Consider the following 17,420-nt stretch of genomic DNA (forward strand, 5'->3'; position numbering starts at 1 on the left):
AACAAAAACCCCGCCGACGAACCAGCGGATAAAAAAAGAACCCCCGCTGTTGAACCAGCGGGGGTTGCGAAAGCGTTTTTGAGTTTAGCGTTTGCTGAACTGGAAGTGCTTGCGCGCACCGGGCTGGCCGGGTTTTTTGCGCTCGCGCACGCGGGAGTCGCGATGCAACAAGCCCTCGGCCTTGAGGGTGGGGCGCAGCTCAGCGTCGTACTCCAGCAGCGCGCGGGAGATGCCCAGCCGCACGGCATCGGCTTGACCGGCTTGGCCGCCGCCTTGGACGTTTACGCGCACATCAAATTTTTCAACATTCTCCGTGGCCACAAAGGGCTCGCCCACAATGAGACGGTGCGATTCGACAGGGAAATAATTGTCAAACGCGCGACGGTTGACGGTGATGGTTCCGTTGCCGGGTTTGATTCGCACGCGGGCGGTCGCTGCTTTGCGACGGCCGGTGCCGAGGAATTCTCCAGTGATTGCGTCAGGCATCTTAATTTAAAGTCATCGGTTCAGGGTTTTGTGCGGCGTGCGGATGTTCGCTGCCTTTAAACACCTTCAACTTGGTGAGCATCTTCGAGCCCAGTCGGTTGCGGGGGAGCATGCCTTTTACTGCAGCCATGATGATGCGTTCGGGGTGTTTGGTGCGCATTTCTGCAAAGGGGATGCGCTTGAGCCCGCCGCGCCAGCCGCTGTAACGCTGGTATTCTTTGGCGTCTTCTTTGTTGCCGGTCACCTTGATTTTCTCAGCGTTGATAACGATGACAAAATCGCCGGCATCAAGATGGGGCGTGTACGTGGGTTTATTGCGACCCCGCAGAACGTTGGCGATCTTCTCGGCGAGGCGCCCAAGCACCAGTCCTTCGGCATCCACCACGTGCCAGCCACGCGTTTGCATATCTATTTTTGGTAAAAAAGTCTTCATTTCTATGATCGAAGGGGCGAGGAAAATACCAGAAAACACTGGCGGGTCAACAGGTTTCTGGTGGTTTTATACGTTTTTTTCTGCAGCTAATTCAGCGGCAGCAGCGATTTTGGCTGCTTTTGCTTCTTTTGCAGCTTCCGATTTGGCTTTGGATTCGGCTAGTTCTTCGGGGGTCATGATGCGTGGTTTGGCAAATTTTTCAAACCGGTTGTAGCGCCGCAGTAAATCCGGCAGTTTTTGCAGGGCCAATAACTGGCGTTTCATTTGTTTATCCGGCTGGGCGGGGGTGCCCCACCATTTGCCGCCATCATTGATATCACGCATCACGCCGCTCTGCGCAGCAATGGTTACGTGATTGCCAATCCGCAAATGCCCTGCGATTCCCACTTGCCCAGCGATCGTACAGTAATCGCCCAACTTGGTGCTGCCCGCGATGCCGGCTTGGGCGACGACGAGGCAGTTTTCACCGGTACTTACGTTGTGAGCAATTTGCACGAGGTTATCAATTTTGGTGCCTTTGCCAATGTGAGTGGGGCCGAGCGCACCGCGGTCAATGGTGACATTCGCGCCAATCTCCACATCGTCGTCAATCACCACGTTGCCGATTTGCGGTACCTTTAAATGTTTGCCACCTTCCTGCACGTAGCCAAAGCCGTCACTGCCGATGATGGTGCCGGCGTGAATCCGCACGCGATCGCCCAGCTCGGTGCGTGGGTAAAGTGAGACATTATGAAAAATTGCGCAGTCTTCGCCAATGATGCAGTTTTCATCCACATAATTGTTGCCGTGCAAAACGGTCCGTGCGCCGATTTTTGCGTCGTCGCCGATGATGACGTGCGCGCCTACACACGCCTCGGGGTGAACCTCGGCTTTTTCGGAAATGATGGCGGAAGGATGGATGCCGGTGGGCGGGCCGGGCTCGGGATAAAAGAGCGGCACGACTTTTGCAAAGGCAATGCGTGCACTGGGCACGCGGATGAGCACTTTGCGCTCGGAGGTGAAGTTTTTATCAATGATGATCGCGCTGGCAGCGCTTTGTTCAGCGCGCTCGAAGAAGGTGCGGTTCTCGGCGAAGGTGAGGTCGCCGGCGCGTGCGCGGTCGGCGGCTTGAAATCCGGTGAGTGGCATGGTGCGGTCGCCCAGCACGTTGCCGCCCAGTTTTGCAGCGATATCTCCCGCTGTGAAGAGCATGGCGAAAGCCTTTCTGTTTGGTTAATGTTGTGGCGCTAAAACGCCTAACGGGTGGTGATGATACCGTTATTTTCGCCGAGTACAATCACATTCGGTTTCCAGTCGGCTACTTCCGCATTATCCACGTTGGCGAAGGACATGATCGTAAGGCGATCGCCCATCTTGCCGAGGTGCGCTGTGGCGCCATTGAGAATGATCGCGCCGCTGCCCGCTTCGCCCGCGATGGCGTAGGTTTCAAAGCGTTCGCCATTGGCGAGGTTTCCGCAGAGCACTCGCTCGTACTGGCGAAGGCCCACGCGATCCATCAACTCGCGGTCGATGGTGATGCTACCCTCGTAATTCACGTTGGCATCGGTCACCGCTGCGCGGTGGATTTTCGATTTGAGCAGTTGGATTTGCATGGTCACACAAGGTCAAACACCGTTGACTTGGCGAAGGGCGGTCAATATAAAGGCCGCGCAACCGGTTACAATCTCTTTTCGTGTAATCACCCAAAAAATTATGAGCAGAAAAATTCGTTACGGAATGGTTGGCGGCGGTCGCGGCGCGTTTATTGGCGCGGTGCACCGGATTGCCGCGAACATAGACGGCCAAATGGAACTCGTGTGCGGCGCGTTCTCCAGCAGTCCACGCAAATCCAAAGCCAGCGGCAAAGATTTGTTCCTACCCGCCAAGCGCTGCTATGGCACGTTTGAGGAGATGATCTCCAAGGAATCCGCGCTGCCCGCTGATGAGCGGATGGATTTTGTGTCCATCGTCACGCCGAATCACATGCACTTTCCGCCCGCGAAAATGGCCTTGGAAAATGGCTTCCACGTGCTGAGCGACAAGCCCGCCACCTTCAACCTCAAGGAAGCTAAGGCGTTGGAGAAGCTCGTCAAAAAATCCAAATGCCTATACGGCCTCACGCATAATTACACCGGTTATCCGCTGGTGAAAGAAGCGCGCGATATGGTTGCCAATGGCAAGCTGGGCAAGATTCGCAAGGTGGTTGTGGAGTATCCGCAAGGCTGGCTGGCCACGCGGCTGGAATTGACCGGCCAAAAACAAGCCGGCTGGCGCACCGACCCCAAACGCAGCGGCGCCGCCGGTTGCATTGGCGACATCGGCACGCACGCGGAAAACCTCGCCGAGTATATCACCGGCCTGAAAATCAAGGAACTCGCCGCCGACCTCACTGCCTTCGTCAGCGGCCGCAAACTTGATGACGACGGCAACGTGCTGCTGCGTTTTACCGGTGGTGCCAAGGGCGTGCTACACAGCTCACAGATTTCCGTTGGCGAGGAAAATAATCTTTGCATCCGTGTTTATGGCGAACGCGGCGGCCTTGAGTGGCATCAAAACGACCCCAACAGCATGCTCCTAAAATGGCCCGACCAGCCGATGCAAGTCTACCGCACCGCCAACGGCTACCTCAGTTCCGCCGCCGCCAATGCTTCCCGCACACCGCCCTCGCATCCCGAAGGCTACCTCGAAGCATTCGCTAACATTTACGTCAACTTCGCCAACCATATTCGGGCCAAGCTCGATCGCCGCAAACTCACCAAGGACGATCCCGCGCTGGACTACCCCAAAATCAAAGACGGCATCCGGGGAATGGCCTTCATCGAAGCCGTCGTGAATTCCTCCCAAAACAACGCACGCTGGACGAAGTTGAATGTGTAGTCGGAATAACTTCCCCTTCCAAAACTACTAATAATCGACACTAATCCGCAGGAGGATTCGCATGAACACCCCAGATTCTTCAGAAGAAAATCGCGGCCAATGGGGATCCAAGCTCGGCTTCATTCTGGCCGCCGCCGGCTCCGCGGTGGGGCTTGGCAATATTTGGCGGTTCCCTTACGTCACCGGCGAAAACGGCGGCGCGGCATTTGTCTTCGTTTATCTCGCGTGCGTTTTGTTTATCGGGCTGCCATTGATGTGGGCCGAATTGGCGTTTGGCCGGCTCACGGGCAAGAACCCCGTGGATGCCTTTCGCGACACTGGGGAGGCCAAGAATGTCTGGCTCTACAAATTTGCCGGACCGGCAGTGGGCTGGCTTTGCTTGGCAGCGTGTTTCTGTGTGCTCAGTTACTACGGAGTCATTGCCGGTTGGACGATCGGTTACATTTACGACACGCTCGCGAAGGCCGGCTTGGAATTCAAATCCTTTGCCGCCAATCCCAATTGGGTGATCCCATTATTCGCCGTGTTTATTTGCGGCACGATTTATATCGTGCAAGCCGGCATCGAAAAGGGCATCGAGAAATGGTCAAAGATTCTGATGCCGCTGCTACTCACGTTGGTGTTTGTGGTCATTATCCGAAGTCTCACTTTGGAAGGTGCATCGGAAGGAGTTAAATGGTTTCTCTCGCCGGACTTTTCCGCCTTGAATGGCAAAGTCGTTCTGGCGGCGCTGGGGCAGGCGTTCTTTTCTCTGAGCGTGGGATGGGGGCTCATGATCACCTACGGCTCGTACATGCCCAAGAGCCAGAACATCGTGTCCAATGGTTTCTGGGTGGCTTTGATGGATACCGGGGTGGCACTGCTGGGCGGTTTGATGGTTATTCCGGCGGTGTTTGCACTGGGCTTTCCGGTGGATGCCGGGCCAACACTCACATTCGAAACTCTGCCCGTGGTGTTCGAGAAAATGCCCTTCGGCATTGTTGTCGGTGGTTTATTCTTTTTACTGCTCACCGTGGCTGCGCTCACCTCATCCATCTCTATGCTGGAGGTGCCCGTTTCATATTTTGTTGATGGCAAACGCGCCACCCGCAAGAAGGCGGCTATCTTGGTTGGTATCGTTGCCTTTGCGGTTGGCTTGCCCTCGGCTTTGTCGTTTGGTGGCTCAGAGACGTTTAGCAAAATCGTTACGACTGATGAATCGACCATCAAGCTTTTTGGCATCGATGGCAAGGTGGCAACGCCGCAACGAATGTCCACAGTTTTCAACGATGCAAATGCCTCGGTAGGTCCGATGAATTTTTCGGTCGTTAAACTGGAAGATTTAAAATTCGCGGTTCCAGCTTCTGAGCACAATACCACGCTGTCGATTATCGCCACGCTCAAAACCAACCAGCTGAAACACTTGAGCCATGCCGAAAGCAGCAACGGAGACTGGGTGGAATTCACGCTCGTTTCCGTGGATGGCGGCAGAAAAGCTGTGGCGGAAGTTCGCCGGGCGTTGGCGAGAAAGGACATTCGCATTCCCGAAAGTGCCGTCAGCTTGTCCCCCACTTCCGACAGTGCCAAAGCTAGAACGGATGTATCCTTTACCGTACCACACTCAAATACCAATGCAGTTTACTCTGCACTCGTCGAAAACAAAGCCGCGCTGGGCTTTGCCTCCATAGATTTGTCGACCGAGTCGACCACCTTTTTTGACATCATGGACAAATATTTTGGCACGCTTTGCCTAGTGATCATATCGTTGTCAGTCAGCCTTTATGTCGGCTGGATGATGGATTCACGGAAGATGGTGTCCGAAATGGAGCAAGGTTGTGCCGGTTTCACTAAACCCATATTTGGAAATGTGGCCCCGGCGGATATTTGGGTTTTCTTCCTGCGGATTGTGTGTCCGATTGTAATATTTGTGGTGTTGCTTGGGAAATTCGGTGTCGAAATCTTTTAGCCACCCTTAATCGGCAAAAGCCTCTTTCAAATTTTCCAAGCTTTGAGCGGCAATCACCTCCGGCCCTTCGTCGAATTTGAATACTTCTACAGACACGACGCCATCGTAGTTGACTTCCTTGAGCGCGGCGCCGATGGGCTTGAAATCTACGTCTCCAAAGCCGGGCCCTTTGAGGTTTTCGTCGTTGGCGTGGAAGTAGCCGAATTCACCGGCGCTCTCGCGGATGATTTCGGGGATCGGCTTGCCCATGGAACACATGGCTTTCACATCGAGGATCACTTTGAAATTGGGGCTCTCAAGTTGCTGCACAAACTGGATCGCCTCGGTGTGGGTGTTCACGAAATTAGTTTCGCTCGGAGCCAGGGGTTCGAAGTTGATCACCACATCGCGCTCGGCGGCATGCTTGACGCTGTCTTTGAACACGTCGGTGGCCCATTCCCACGCTTGCTCGTAGCTCACGCCTTCCATCAAGTTGCGCTGGTACGGCGAACCGACGATGATGGAGCGACCGCCGAAATCGGCGCAGCAATCCACAAGGTCCACGAAGTAACTCGCGGTCTTTTCGCGGATACTCGCGTCGGTATGGGTCATGTGCATGCCTTCGGCCTTCACGAGCACCCAGTGGATGCCGGAAATCTCGATGCCGGTTTTGGTCGCCAAATCTTTCACGCGCTGGCGTTCGGTGGCGGAGATGTCGGTGACGTAATTGGAAATCGTGAAGGGCGCAATCTCCAGGCAGTCGTAGCCGGTTTTCGCTGCGTAGGTCATAGTGTCTTCCATTGACCAGCCCTCAAAAATCTCGTTGCAGATACCGAATTTCATTGGCGCAATCTCGCCGTGTGGGCAAAGTTTTGTCCAGCAATTTTGTAATGGAAAATCATCGGCTTTTTTACACCAGTCCCGTCAACGACGCCGAGTTGTTGGCGGTAATGCTCGAAAAGCACGGCATCAACGCCCAGGAAAAAATGATCGAGCCGATGCCAGAAGGAGAAGATGAATTTAGTCGCCCGGTGGAAGTATGGGTGCCCAAAGCGGATTACGATCGCGCGCACCGACTGTTTTTCGGGGACAGCGAGGACGAGCTTTGAATGACCAAAGAATTCCCATATGCCATACGCCGATTGCCGCGGTGTGATAACCGGTCTGCTGCATCACACCCCCAAAACCTCTGGTCGTCCCATTTGACAAGATTTGGTCGGCACGACATCCTTCGGTTGGTGAAACGACTGCTTGCATGGATGTTGCTGGGGCACGGCCTGCTGATCAGTCTGACAGCGCAGCAACCGCATTGGTCCCTGCGCCCCGTCACGCGACCGGCCGTGCCGCCGGCCAAGACGACCCACGCCATTGATGCCTTCATTGGGCAACGCCTCAAGGAGGCCCGGCTCAAGCCGTCCGCGTTGGCCGACCGGCGCACGCTGATTCGTCGGCTGCATTTTAATCTGCATGGACTGCCGCCCACACCGGCGGCCGTGGAGGCGTTTGTGCGCGATCCTGATCCCAAGGCCTACGAGAATCTCGTCGATCGTCTGCTGGCCTCGCCGCATTTCGGCGAACGCTTTGCCCGGCACTGGCTGGACATTGCCCACTACGCCGACACGCACGGCTTCGAGCGCGACAAGCTCCGGCCCAACGCCTGGCGCTATCGCGATTACGTGATCGCCGCCTTCAACGCCGATAAACCGTACGCCCGTTTTCTGCAGGAACAAATCGCCGGCGACATTCTATGGCCGGACGATCCGAATGCCGTGATGGCCACCGGCTTTCTGGCGGCCGGCCCGTGGGATTTTGTGGGTCAGGTAGAAACCAAAAGCCCCATCCTGCGCCGCAGTGCCCGTGCGCTGGATCTTGATGACATGGTTACGCAGGTGATGTCCGCTACCACGGCGATGACCGTAAACTGCGCTCGGTGCCATGACCACAAACTCGACGCCATTCCGCAGGAGGATTACTACCGACTCACCGCCGTGTTTGCCGGGTTGAAGCGCGGCACGCGCAATATCAGTGACGCCGCGCTCGCGCAGCATCAAACGTGGAAACAGGCGATTCAGGACAAGCTGGACCAGGCACTGTTTGCCATCGGCGAACTGGAAGGCCGCGGCGTGGATCTGGCCGATGTGGTTGGCGGCGGCAATGGCTTTGGGACGGGACGGAAAGGCATCGGGCTGGACGCGCGCACCGGCAAAGTGCAGGAACGCCAGTTCGGCAACCTCGGCAACGTGAAGCCGGGCCACTATGCCAAGAGCACGACCGATTTTGTGGATGGCGTATTCGTCCCGGCTGAGGGCGAAACGCAAATCAGTTCTACCGGATTAAAAGCCACCGGTCTCCCCGCCAATGCCGGCAAGGCGTGGGACATGATTCGCAACGGCCCCGTGGCCAGCCAGTACTCCACAACATGGGGCGGCGTGGACTACGCGCAAGCCGGCCATTCGCTGCTCGGCCTGCACGCCAATGCCGGCATCACTTTTGACCTCGCCGCCATTCGGCAAGCCACCGGCCTGAAGGCGCTGCGCTTCAGCACGGTAGTTGGCTATGGAGGCCAGCCCGCGCCGCCCAGCGCGGAGTTTTGGGTGTTGCTCGATGGCAAACGCATGGCGCACCAACGAATCGGCCGTAACGACGCCGTGCCGGTAAAATTCAACATCCCCGCCAGCGTGCGATTTCTCACATTGATTTCGACCGATGGCGGCAACGGTTATTCCCACGACCAAATCAGCTTCGGCGACCCTCGACTGGTGCCGGTGACTCCCCGCAGGTTGACGGAAGCCGAACAACAGAAGCTGGAACGGCTCCGCCAACAAGCCGTCCAACTGGAAAAGGAACTCGCCACCCTCGGCGAGCCGCCGAAGTTTTATGGCGTGATCGCCGAGCAACCGCCGGTTGTTAAGGTGCTGCAACGCGGCAATCCCGAGGCGCCGCGCGCAGCTGCCACGCCGGGCACGCTGCGTTGGGTGGAAGAGCTCAAGCCCGACTTCGGCGATCACGACACCCCCGAAGGCAAACGCCGTGCCGCGCTCGCCAAGTGGATCACCCATCCGGATAACCCATTGACCCACCGCGTGATGGTCAATCGCCTGTGGCAATGGCATTTCGGACGCGGCTTAGTGGAGACGCCCAGTGATTTTGGGCGCGGCGGCCAGACGCCCTCGCATCCCGCCCTGCTCGATTGGCTGGCGGTGGAGTTGCACGCACAAAACGGTTCGCTCAAGGCCATCCACCGGCTCATCCTCACCAGCGCCGCCTACCGGCAAGTGTCCCACACCGACCACGGCACGGCCACCGATGCGGATAACCGTTTGCTCTGGCGGCAAAACCCGCGCCGACTGCAGGCCGAAGCCATGCGGGATGCCGTGCTCGCCACCAGCGGCAAACTCAACCTCAAGGCCGGCGGCCCGGGCTATCGCGACTTCAAATACACCGAGGCGTACGCCCCCATTTACCAGTACCTCACGCCGGACACTCCCGACCTCTGGCGGCGCAGCATTTATCGGTTTGTCGTCCGCACCACGCCGCATGAGTTTCTCACCACGCTTGATTGCCCGGATCCCGCCAACCTCACGCCCAAGCGCCTCACCACCACCACCCCCCTGCAGGCGCTCACGCTCAGCAACAATCCGTTTATGCTCAAGCAGGCCGGTTACTTTGCCGCGCGCTTGAAACAGCAGGCCGGCGCAAATACTGCAGATCAAATCGACCAAGCCTTCCGACTGGCCCTCGGTCGTCCGCCGGTACCGTCTGAAGCCAAGGCCGCGCTGCACACGGTCCGCGCCAAGGGGCTATTCGCGCTCTGCCACGCGCTGCTCAACGCCAATGAATTCGCCTATGTCGACTAGCTCACGCCGAGAGTTCCTCCGCCATCTGGGTGGCGGCTTCGGCCTGATGGCGCTGGGCGATCTGTTGGCACGCGCGCCGCAAGCCGTCGGCCATCACCCCGCCAAAGCCAAGGCGGTCATCCAAATTTTTTGCCCGGGCGGCATGAGTCAGGTGGATACATGGGACCACAAACCGGAGCTAGCCAAGCGCACCGGCACCCCGTTCGATCCCGGAGGTCATTTACAATTCTTTGCGTCCAAACCCGGTAATTGTCAGGGCAGCCACTGGGCGTTCCAAAAACACGGCGCCTGCGGTCGGCCCATGAGCGCGCTTTTCCCGCGGTTGGCCACCTGCGTGGACGACATGGCCTTCGTGCATTCCATGCACAGCAAATCCGCGCTGCACGGCCCGGCGATGTTCATGATGAACAGTGGCTTCATCCTGCCCGGCTTTCCCTCGATGGGCGCGTGGGTGACGTATGGGCTCGGCAGTGAGGCGGATAACCTGCCGGCATACGTCGTCCTGCCCGATCCGCGCGGTTTGCCGCCCGGCGGGGTGCTCAATTGGGGCGCCGGTTTTCTCCCCGCCAAGCAACAAGGGACCCCCATGCAAACCGCCGCAGACAAACCGCCTTTGGCTGATTTGTTTGCGCCCGAGGCCTTCAAGAATCACCCGCGCGATCATCAACTGCTCACTCTCCTCAATCGCCGTCACGCGCAGGAGCGCCCGGGCAATTCCGAGCTGGAAGCGCGCATCAAAGCTTATGAGATGGCCGCCAAGCTGCAGATGAGCGCCCCGGAAGCCACACGCATCACCGGCGAAAGTGCGGCCACCCAAAAGCTGTATCAGCTGGAAGATGCGGACATCGGCCCCTTCGGCCGCCAATGCCTGCTGGCCCGACGGTTGGTGGAGCGCGGCGTGCGGTTCGTGCAAATTTTCTGTGGCGCGGAAAACACCACTGCGCGCAAAATCCGACCCAACTGGGACAGCCACGAGGATCTCCCGCGCGATCATGGTTACTGGGGCCGCGTCCTCGATGGCGGCGCCGCCGCGCTCCTCAAGGATCTCAAGGTGCGCGGGCTACTCGATGAAACGCTCGTGATCTGCACCACCGAATTCGGCCGCCAACCCGCCGCCCAAGGCAGTAAAGGCCAAGGCCGCGACCACAATGCCGGCGCCTTCACCGCGTGGCTGGCCGGGGGCGGCATTCAGGGAGGAACAAGCTATGGTGCCACGGATGAACTTGGCTGGAAAGCGGCGGTGAACCCCACCTACTCCTACGATTTTCACGCCACCGCACTGCACCTACTCGGCATTGATCACGAACGGCTGACGTTCTACCACAACGGCATCGAGCGCCGGCTCACCGATGTGCACGGCCACGTGATCAAGGAGTTGATCGCTTAATGATCGCGCCTACGCCATCAGCGCCTTGATCGGGTGCACTTCCTCCACGCCGGTCAGGCGTTGGTCCAGTCCTTGGAACGGATACGTGAAGCGCGAGTGATCGATGCCCATCCGATCGAGGAGGGTGGCGTTCAACTCGTTGAGGTGTACGGGATCGCGAGTGATGTTGTAGCTGAAATCATCAGTAGCACCGTGGGTGATGCCGGTCTTAATGCCGGCGCCGGCGACCCACATGCAGAAGTTACGCGGATGATGATCGCGCCCGTAATTTTCGCGCGTGAGTTTGCCCTGGCAGTACACGGTGCGACCGAATTCGCCACCGAAGACCACGAGCGTGTCATCCAGCAAACCACGTTGCTTGAGATCCTTCATCAACGCGGCGGTCGGTTGATCGGTGTCCATGCACTGGTTCTTGATCTGCGCGGGCAACGAGCCGTGCTGATCCCAGCCGCGATGGAGAATCTGCACCACGCGCACGCCGCGCTCCATCAATCGCCGCGTGAGCAGCGCCGAGTGGGCGTAGGTGCCGGGCTTGGTAGCGTTCGGGCCGTACATTTCCAAAGTGGCCTTACTCTCGCCGCTAAGATCGGTGAGGTCCGGCACGCTTGACTGCATACGAAAGGCCATCTCGTATTGCGCAATGCGCGTTTGCGTCTCGGGATCGCCAAAGCGTTCGAAGGTCTTTTGGTTCAACTGACCGAGCGCATCCAGCATCGTACGCCGGTCGCCGGGATTCACGCCGGGAGGATTTTTTACGTACAACACCGGATCACCACTGCCGCGCAGTTTCACGCCATCGTACTTGGACGCCAGAAAACCGCTGGACCACATGCGCGTGAAGAGCGCCTGACTGGGATTCTTGACGGTGGGCGTAAACACCACGAACGCCGGTAGGTTTTGGCAATCACTGCCGAGCCCATAGCTGAGCCAGGAACCGAGGCTGGGTTTGCCGGGCACCTCGCTGCCGGTCATCGCAAAGGTGCAAGCCGGATCGTGATTGATCGCCTCGGTGTGCACGGAACGAATCATCGTGATGTCGTCCGCAATGGTTTTCATGTGCGGCAACAGCTCGCTCATCTCAATGCCCGACTGGCCGCACCGCTCGAACTTGAATTTGCTCGGGGCCACCGGAAACCGCTTTTGGCCACTGGTCATCGTGGTGATGCGCTGGCCGTTGCGGATGGAGTCCGGCAGGTCCTGATCGAAATGATCGGTCAGTCGCGGTTTATGATCGAAGAGATCAATCTGCGACGGCGCGCCGTTCATGTGCAGGTAGATCAGCCGCTTAGCCTTGGGCGCAAAATGTGGCAGGTCGGGCAGGGCCGGATGCATGTCCTCACCGGCCCCGGTCTGGGCGCCCCACGCGCGTTGGCCAAGCATGGAGGCCAACGCGATGCCGCCCACCTTGAGGCCGGCGCCCTGGAAAAATTGCCGGCGGTTCTGCAGTTGGAAAAATTCGTTTGCGGGATTCATGTCAGTTTTTGTTCACGACCTCGTCGAGGTTTAAAAGGAGATTAGCCACCAGCGTCCACGCCGCGAGATCCACAGGCGCGAGTTCGGGGTCGGCCTTGCTTTCGCCAAAGGCAATGAGTTGCTTCGCCGCCTCGGTGTCCTTGGCAAAGCGCGCGCGATGACCAGCCAGTACGTTGGTGATGATCTGGGTCTCTGCCGCGGCGGGATGCCGGGCCGTCGCCACGCGCCACGCCCAGCGGACGCGGGCATCGGCGTCCTCGCCGCCTTCCTTGAGAATGCGCTGGGCCAGATTGCGCGCCGCCTCAACATGCTGCACATCATTCATCAGCTGCAACGCCTGCATCGGCGTGTTGCTCCGGCCGCGTGCGGCGCAGCTTTGCTCGCGATTCGGGCCATCAAAGCTGGACATAAAAGGCGGCGGCGCAGTGCGCTTGAGGAAGGTGTAGATGCTGCGGCGATACAGTTCGTCGCCCGTGCCCTGCTTGTAGTTGCGCGTGTTGCTACTGGCAAACCCGACCGGCTCCCAGATGTTGGGCGGCTGATAAGGATTCACCCCGCGTCCGCCGAGCGTGGGCACCATCAATCCACTGAGGCTCAGCACCTGATCGCGCAACACCTCGGCATCCAGCCGATGCCGCGGGCCACGGGCCAGCAGACGGTTTTCCGGATCCTTCTCCAGCAACGCCGGCGTGACGGCGGAGCGTTGGCGGTAGGCGTGGCTGGTGAGCAGTCGCGTGATCAGCCGTTGCATATCCCAGTCGTCCTCAACGAATTGCACGGCCAACCAATCGAGCAACTCGGGATGGCTCGGAAGATCGCCCTGCGTGCCAAAGTCCGCGCTCGTTTTCACAAGGCCTGTGCCAAAGAACTGCTGCCACATGCGGTTCACCGCCACGCGCGCGGTGAGCGGATGCTGACCGCTGACCAGCCAGTTGGCGAAATCCAGCCGGTTGTAATCGCGATCCTTCGGCTTGGCCGGCAGCGACGGCAGGAAAGCCGGCACATTGCGACTGACCTTTTCCCCGCGGACATTGTATTGGCCGCGAACCATCACGTAGCTCTGGCGTGGCTTGGGCAGGTCCGCCATCACGAAGGTGATCGCAGTATTCTTGCTGATAGCCTCCATCTCGCCCGCGAGCGCGGCCTTTTCATTTTTCAAATCCGCCAAGGCCTTTGGCGGATTGGCGTACACGCGCTCGACCCATAACAGGAAGGCTTCCTTCTGCTCGGCCTCCGTCCACTTGTCCGGTGTCTTGCCGCGCAACCGGCGCCACACCGCATCGGGCAAATCCTTTTTGCGGACGTTTTCCGGCTGCGCTTTCCACGTCGTCCATGAGAACGCAGGATCGCCCACTGGATCGGTGACGGACGCTACGCCTGCCTTGTCCCAGTACACTTTACCGGCGAATTGTGTGAACGCCCAACCGTTCAGTTTCGCGCCCGGCTTCAGCCCCACTTTGGCGGCGTCCACCTCCAAGCGCACCCACTTGCCCACCTCCGGCAGATCGCCGAGGCGTTGGCGGCTGACCGATTTGTCCGTGCCCCACTCGATCTTGTTTTCGCCCCAGTACGCGCGATGCTCCCAAGTGCCGTCATTGAATTGCAGCATGATCTGCTTGGGCGGATTGAGCGTATCCAGATACACGTGCGCGAACAGTTTCATGCCTTTCTCAACGATCAACGGCGGGTTGGCGCCGGTGAAGAAATGCTGACTCAACCCTGCCGCCTCGCGCACCGTCGCCTTGCTGCCGCTGAACACCGGCTCCGGGTTGCTCACGAATTTCCACGGCGTATTGCCCTGCGCCGCGCCTTTCGCAGGCACGGCATCCTCGATCCACACATTCTCTTTGACGATCGGCGAGGGCGGCACGTCGAGCTGCGCGGGATCAATATAAGCCACCTTCAATGCCGCTTCGCTAATGCGTTTCTCCATCGCCTCAATTTTCTTTTCCAATGCCGCGAGCTTTTCCTGATCGCCCGGACGCGGCACGCGCAGGATCGGCGGCGTGTCCTTTTTATTGCCGTCCATCGCCGGATCGGCCGCACTGTGGAAGAAGGAGTACATCGAGTAAAATTCCTTGGTCGAAAGTGGATCAAACTTGTGATCGTGGCACACCGCGCAACCAGCCGTGAGACCCATCCACACCTCCACCGCCGTTGAGGTGCGATCGACCGCGTACCGGTAAATCCATTCCTCCCCGATGCTTCCGCCCTCGCTGGTGCTTACATTGCAGCGGTTGAAGCCCGAGGCAATCTTCTGGTCCAACGTCGGTTCCGGCAACAAATCCCCGGCCAACTGCCAGCGCGTAAAATCATCGAACTTGATGTTCTGATTGAACGCCCGCACCACCCAATCGCGGTACGGCCACATGGACCGTTCGTTGTCGAGGTGCAGCCCGTGCGTGTCCGCATACCGCGCGAGGTCGAGCCAATACCGCGCCATGTGCTCGCCATAAGCCGGCCGCTTCATGAGACCGCTGATCAACCGCTCCAGCTTGTCCGGCGATTTGTCTGCGAGAAAAGCATCAACCTCCTTGGGCGTGGGCGGCAATCCCGTCAGATCCAAAAACACGCGCCGCACCAACGTCTCCGGCGTGGCCAAGGGCGCGGGTTTCAGACCTTCCCGAGTCAGACGCTGTTGCAAAAATGCATCAATCGGATTCGGCGCGCCTTTCGGTGCCGCCGGTTTCTTCGGCGCAATGAAAGCCCAGTGCTCCTCGTACTTGGCCCCCTGCTCGATCCATGTTTTGAGCGTTTGTTTCTCTTCGAGCGTGAGGAATTTTTTCGTTTTCAGCGGCGGCATCACTTCATCCGAATCCGTTGAATTAATCCGCGCCCACAATTCACTTTCCGAAACATTCCCCGGCACAATCGCTGCCGCTCCATTTTTGGATGCAAACGCGCCGTCCGCAGTGTCCAGCCGCAGCTTACCCTTCCGCTTCTTCGCATCCTGCCCGTGACACGAGAAACAGTTTTTCGACAAAATCGCCCGCACATCGCGGTTAAACTCCACCGGTGCGGCCCACGCGCAGCTCGCCGCCAAGCACAAAACCATCGCCTGTCTAATACTGTTCATGCCAAAAGAATAATCCGTTTTCAGATTCAATCAAGCTTTCCAAGGGAGACGTATTGGTTTCGACGATTGTTCAAATTAACCACAGAGACACAGAGAGCACAGAGGAGAAAAAACGGACTCGCAAGTTCACCCTTTCAGTGCGCCTCAATGGAGGGACGAGCTTGCGAATCCGCGACCTGAACATCTCATGCTCTCTGTGGTAAAAAATTACCTCAACAATTCCTCCGCATGCTTGCGGGCGGCGGTGGATTGGCCGCCGAGCATTCGGGCGAGTTCGTCGACGCGGGCTTGGGCGTTGAGGGGGGTGATGTTGGATTCGGTGCGGCCGTCGATGACGGCTTTGCTGACGACGTAATGGGCCTGCGCCGCGGCCGCAACCGGCGCTAGGTGCGTGATGCAGAGGACTTGACGTTGGTCAGCAATTTGTCGCATGCGTTCGCCGACGGCATGGGCGGTTTCGCCGCCGACATTGGCGTCGACTTCGTCGAAGATCAAAACGGGAATGGAATCTTCAGCGGCGAGCACGGTCTTGAGCGCCAGCATCACGCGGGCGAGTTCGCCGGAGGAGGCAATGGCTCGCAACGGACGGGCAGGTTCGCCGGGGTTGGGCGCGAATTGAAACTCCACGGTGTCCAGCCCGGAGGCCTTGACCTCGGCGGGGCGATCGGTGGAACTGAGCGCGACATCGAGCTGGCTTTGGGCAAAGCCGAGGTCGTTGAGATGGGAGGTGACGGCCTTGGTCAGCTTGGGGATGAGCTTCTGGCGTTGGGCGGATAGTTTTTGGCCGCTTTGGATGAGGTTGGTCTCAAGTGAATTCAACTCGGCATTCAGCCGCGCCAATTCCTCATCGCGGCTCTCGAGCGTGGCGAGCTTCTGCGCGGCTTCTTCGCCGAAGGTATTTACCGCCTCGATGCTGCCGCCGTACTTGCGCTTGAGCGATTGCGCGAGGTTGACGCGTTCCTCTAGCGAGGCGAGTTGGGCGGGATCAATGTCCACGCGATCGGCATAAACGGTCAGGGCACTTTGCAGTTCCTGTAAATTGGCGCGGGCTTCTTCGTGCAATTCCACCAGTCCGGCAGCGCTGTCATCGACCTGCTGCAGATCGGCCAGCACCCGGCCGAGATCACCGGAACGGTCGAGCAGGGATCCTTCGTTTTCACTGACCAACTGTAAGGCGCCTTGGCATAACTCTAGCAAACGTGCGGCGTTACTGGAGCGTTGGTAATCGGCTTCGAGATTTTCCTCTTCGGCGGGGTCCAACGCGGCACCGGTGATTTCCTTGACCTGAAACCGCAGCAGATCGAGCTGTTGCGCGTAGGTGGCCTCATCGACCACGAGATCGGCCTTGGCCTGCTCAATCTCGGTGCGGCGCTGGAGCAGGGTGGTGAAGGCGGCGCGCGGTTGCTGCAGTCCGCCAAAGGCATCGAGTATGGCAAGCTGTCGCGCGGGATGCAGCAGCGACTGATGATCGTGCGGTCCGTGCATGTCCACCAGCCATTCGCCAATCCGCTTGAGCACAGCCAGAGTGGTGGCGCTACCATTGACGAACTGGCGATTGCTGCCGGCGGTCGTGAACGTGCGTTTGAGGAGCAATTGGTTTTCCTCGCAGGGTTCCAAACCGTGCTCTTCCAGAAACCTGGGCAGTGGCGCATCGAGTTGGGCTACATCGAAGTTGGCCTCGACGGTGCATTGATCAGCCTCGGCGCGGATGAGCGTACGATCGGCGCGTTCGCCCAGCACAAGATTGAGAGCACCGATGAGGATCGACTTGCCCGCGCCCGTCTCGCCACTGATGGCATTGTAGCCGGGCCCGAGCTCCAGTGTGAGATCGGTGACCAACGCCAGATTTCGAATTCGCAGCGTGTCTAACATCCGCGGGCATTGTGCCGATAAACGTGCGCGGGAAAATAAAATTGTGTTCACCGGCG

13 protein-coding genes are annotated in these 17,420 nt (G+C 58.7%); 5 read left to right on the forward strand and 8 right to left on the reverse strand.

What is annotated here, in order from left to right:
- Nucleotides 1–84: 84 nt before the first annotated feature.
- From rpsI to H8E27_09425, 4 genes are all read right to left on the reverse strand, one after another.
- Nucleotides 85–486 carry a 30S ribosomal protein S9 gene (gene rpsI / locus H8E27_09410; protein MBC8325827.1) on the reverse strand — a complete coding sequence of 134 codons (402 nt, stop codon included), beginning with the start codon at nucleotides 484–486 and terminating at the stop codon, nucleotides 85–87.
- Between the two features lies 1 nt (nucleotide 487).
- A complete protein-coding gene (rplM, locus tag H8E27_09415; GenBank protein ID MBC8325828.1) occupies nucleotides 488–919 on the reverse strand; it encodes a 50S ribosomal protein L13 in 432 nt (143 codons plus the stop codon).
- Nucleotides 920–985: 66 nt separating this feature from the next.
- On the reverse strand, nucleotides 986–2,110 hold the full coding sequence (gene lpxD / locus H8E27_09420; GenBank protein ID MBC8325829.1) for a UDP-3-O-(3-hydroxymyristoyl)glucosamine N-acyltransferase: 1,125 nt from the start codon (nucleotides 2,108–2,110) through the stop codon (nucleotides 986–988).
- Between the two features lie 44 nt (nucleotides 2,111–2,154).
- A complete protein-coding gene (locus H8E27_09425; protein ID MBC8325830.1) occupies nucleotides 2,155–2,511 on the reverse strand; it encodes an aspartate 1-decarboxylase in 357 nt (118 codons plus the stop codon).
- A gap of 100 nt (nucleotides 2,512–2,611) precedes the next feature.
- On the opposite strand from H8E27_09425, the gene H8E27_09430 reads away from it, so the two are divergent.
- Together H8E27_09430 and H8E27_09435 are read left to right on the forward strand one after the other, a co-directional pair.
- Entirely contained in the window at nucleotides 2,612–3,775 is a 1,164-nt protein-coding gene (locus tag H8E27_09430; GenBank protein ID MBC8325831.1) for a Gfo/Idh/MocA family oxidoreductase, read from the forward strand.
- A gap of 61 nt (nucleotides 3,776–3,836) precedes the next feature.
- Nucleotides 3,837–5,720, forward strand: coding sequence for a sodium-dependent transporter (locus H8E27_09435; GenBank protein ID MBC8325832.1), 1,884 nt, complete (start codon nucleotides 3,837–3,839; stop codon nucleotides 5,718–5,720).
- A 6-nt stretch (nucleotides 5,721–5,726) separates the two neighbouring features.
- Here H8E27_09435 and H8E27_09440 read toward each other — a convergent pair whose 3' ends face one another.
- Nucleotides 5,727–6,542 carry a sugar phosphate isomerase/epimerase gene (locus H8E27_09440; protein ID MBC8325833.1) on the reverse strand — a complete coding sequence of 272 codons (816 nt, stop codon included), beginning with the start codon at nucleotides 6,540–6,542 and terminating at the stop codon, nucleotides 5,727–5,729.
- A gap of 47 nt (nucleotides 6,543–6,589) precedes the next feature.
- On the opposite strand from H8E27_09440, the gene H8E27_09445 reads away from it, so the two are divergent.
- From H8E27_09445 to H8E27_09455, 3 genes are read left to right on the forward strand one after another with little or no spacing between them, the layout of a single operon-like run.
- Entirely contained in the window at nucleotides 6,590–6,808 is a 219-nt protein-coding gene (locus tag H8E27_09445; protein MBC8325834.1) for a hypothetical protein, read from the forward strand.
- Nucleotides 6,809–9,556, forward strand: a complete 2,748-nt coding sequence (locus H8E27_09450; protein ID MBC8325835.1) for a DUF1553 domain-containing protein — start codon at nucleotides 6,809–6,811, stop codon at nucleotides 9,554–9,556.
- The gene (locus H8E27_09455; protein ID MBC8325836.1) at nucleotides 9,546–10,943 is read left to right on the forward strand and encodes a DUF1501 domain-containing protein; all 1,398 of its coding nucleotides are present in this window, start codon (nucleotides 9,546–9,548) and stop codon (nucleotides 10,941–10,943) included. Before H8E27_09450 ends, H8E27_09455 begins: the two co-directional genes overlap by 11 nt.
- Nucleotides 10,944–10,952: 9 nt before the next feature.
- Here the strand turns inward: H8E27_09455 and H8E27_09460 are convergent, their stop codons facing one another.
- The 3 genes from H8E27_09460 to recN all read right to left on the reverse strand — a co-directional run bounded on the left by H8E27_09460 (nucleotide 10,953) and on the right by recN (nucleotide 17,364).
- Nucleotides 10,953–12,416, reverse strand: coding sequence for a DUF1501 domain-containing protein (locus tag H8E27_09460; protein MBC8325837.1), 1,464 nt, complete (start codon nucleotides 12,414–12,416; stop codon nucleotides 10,953–10,955).
- 1 nt (nucleotide 12,417) lies between these two features.
- The gene (locus H8E27_09465) at nucleotides 12,418–15,492 is read right to left on the reverse strand and encodes a PSD1 domain-containing protein (protein MBC8325838.1); all 3,075 of its coding nucleotides are present in this window, start codon (nucleotides 15,490–15,492) and stop codon (nucleotides 12,418–12,420) included.
- A gap of 207 nt (nucleotides 15,493–15,699) precedes the next feature.
- Nucleotides 15,700–17,364: a DNA repair protein RecN gene (recN, locus tag H8E27_09470; GenBank protein ID MBC8325839.1), complete on the reverse strand. Its 1,665-nt coding sequence runs from the start codon at nucleotides 17,362–17,364 to the stop codon at nucleotides 15,700–15,702.
- Nucleotides 17,365–17,420 lie beyond the last annotated feature (56 nt).

This window comes from Limisphaerales bacterium (assembly GCA_014382585.1).
GTDB lineage: Bacteria > Verrucomicrobiota > Verrucomicrobiia > Limisphaerales > UBA1100 > JACNJL01.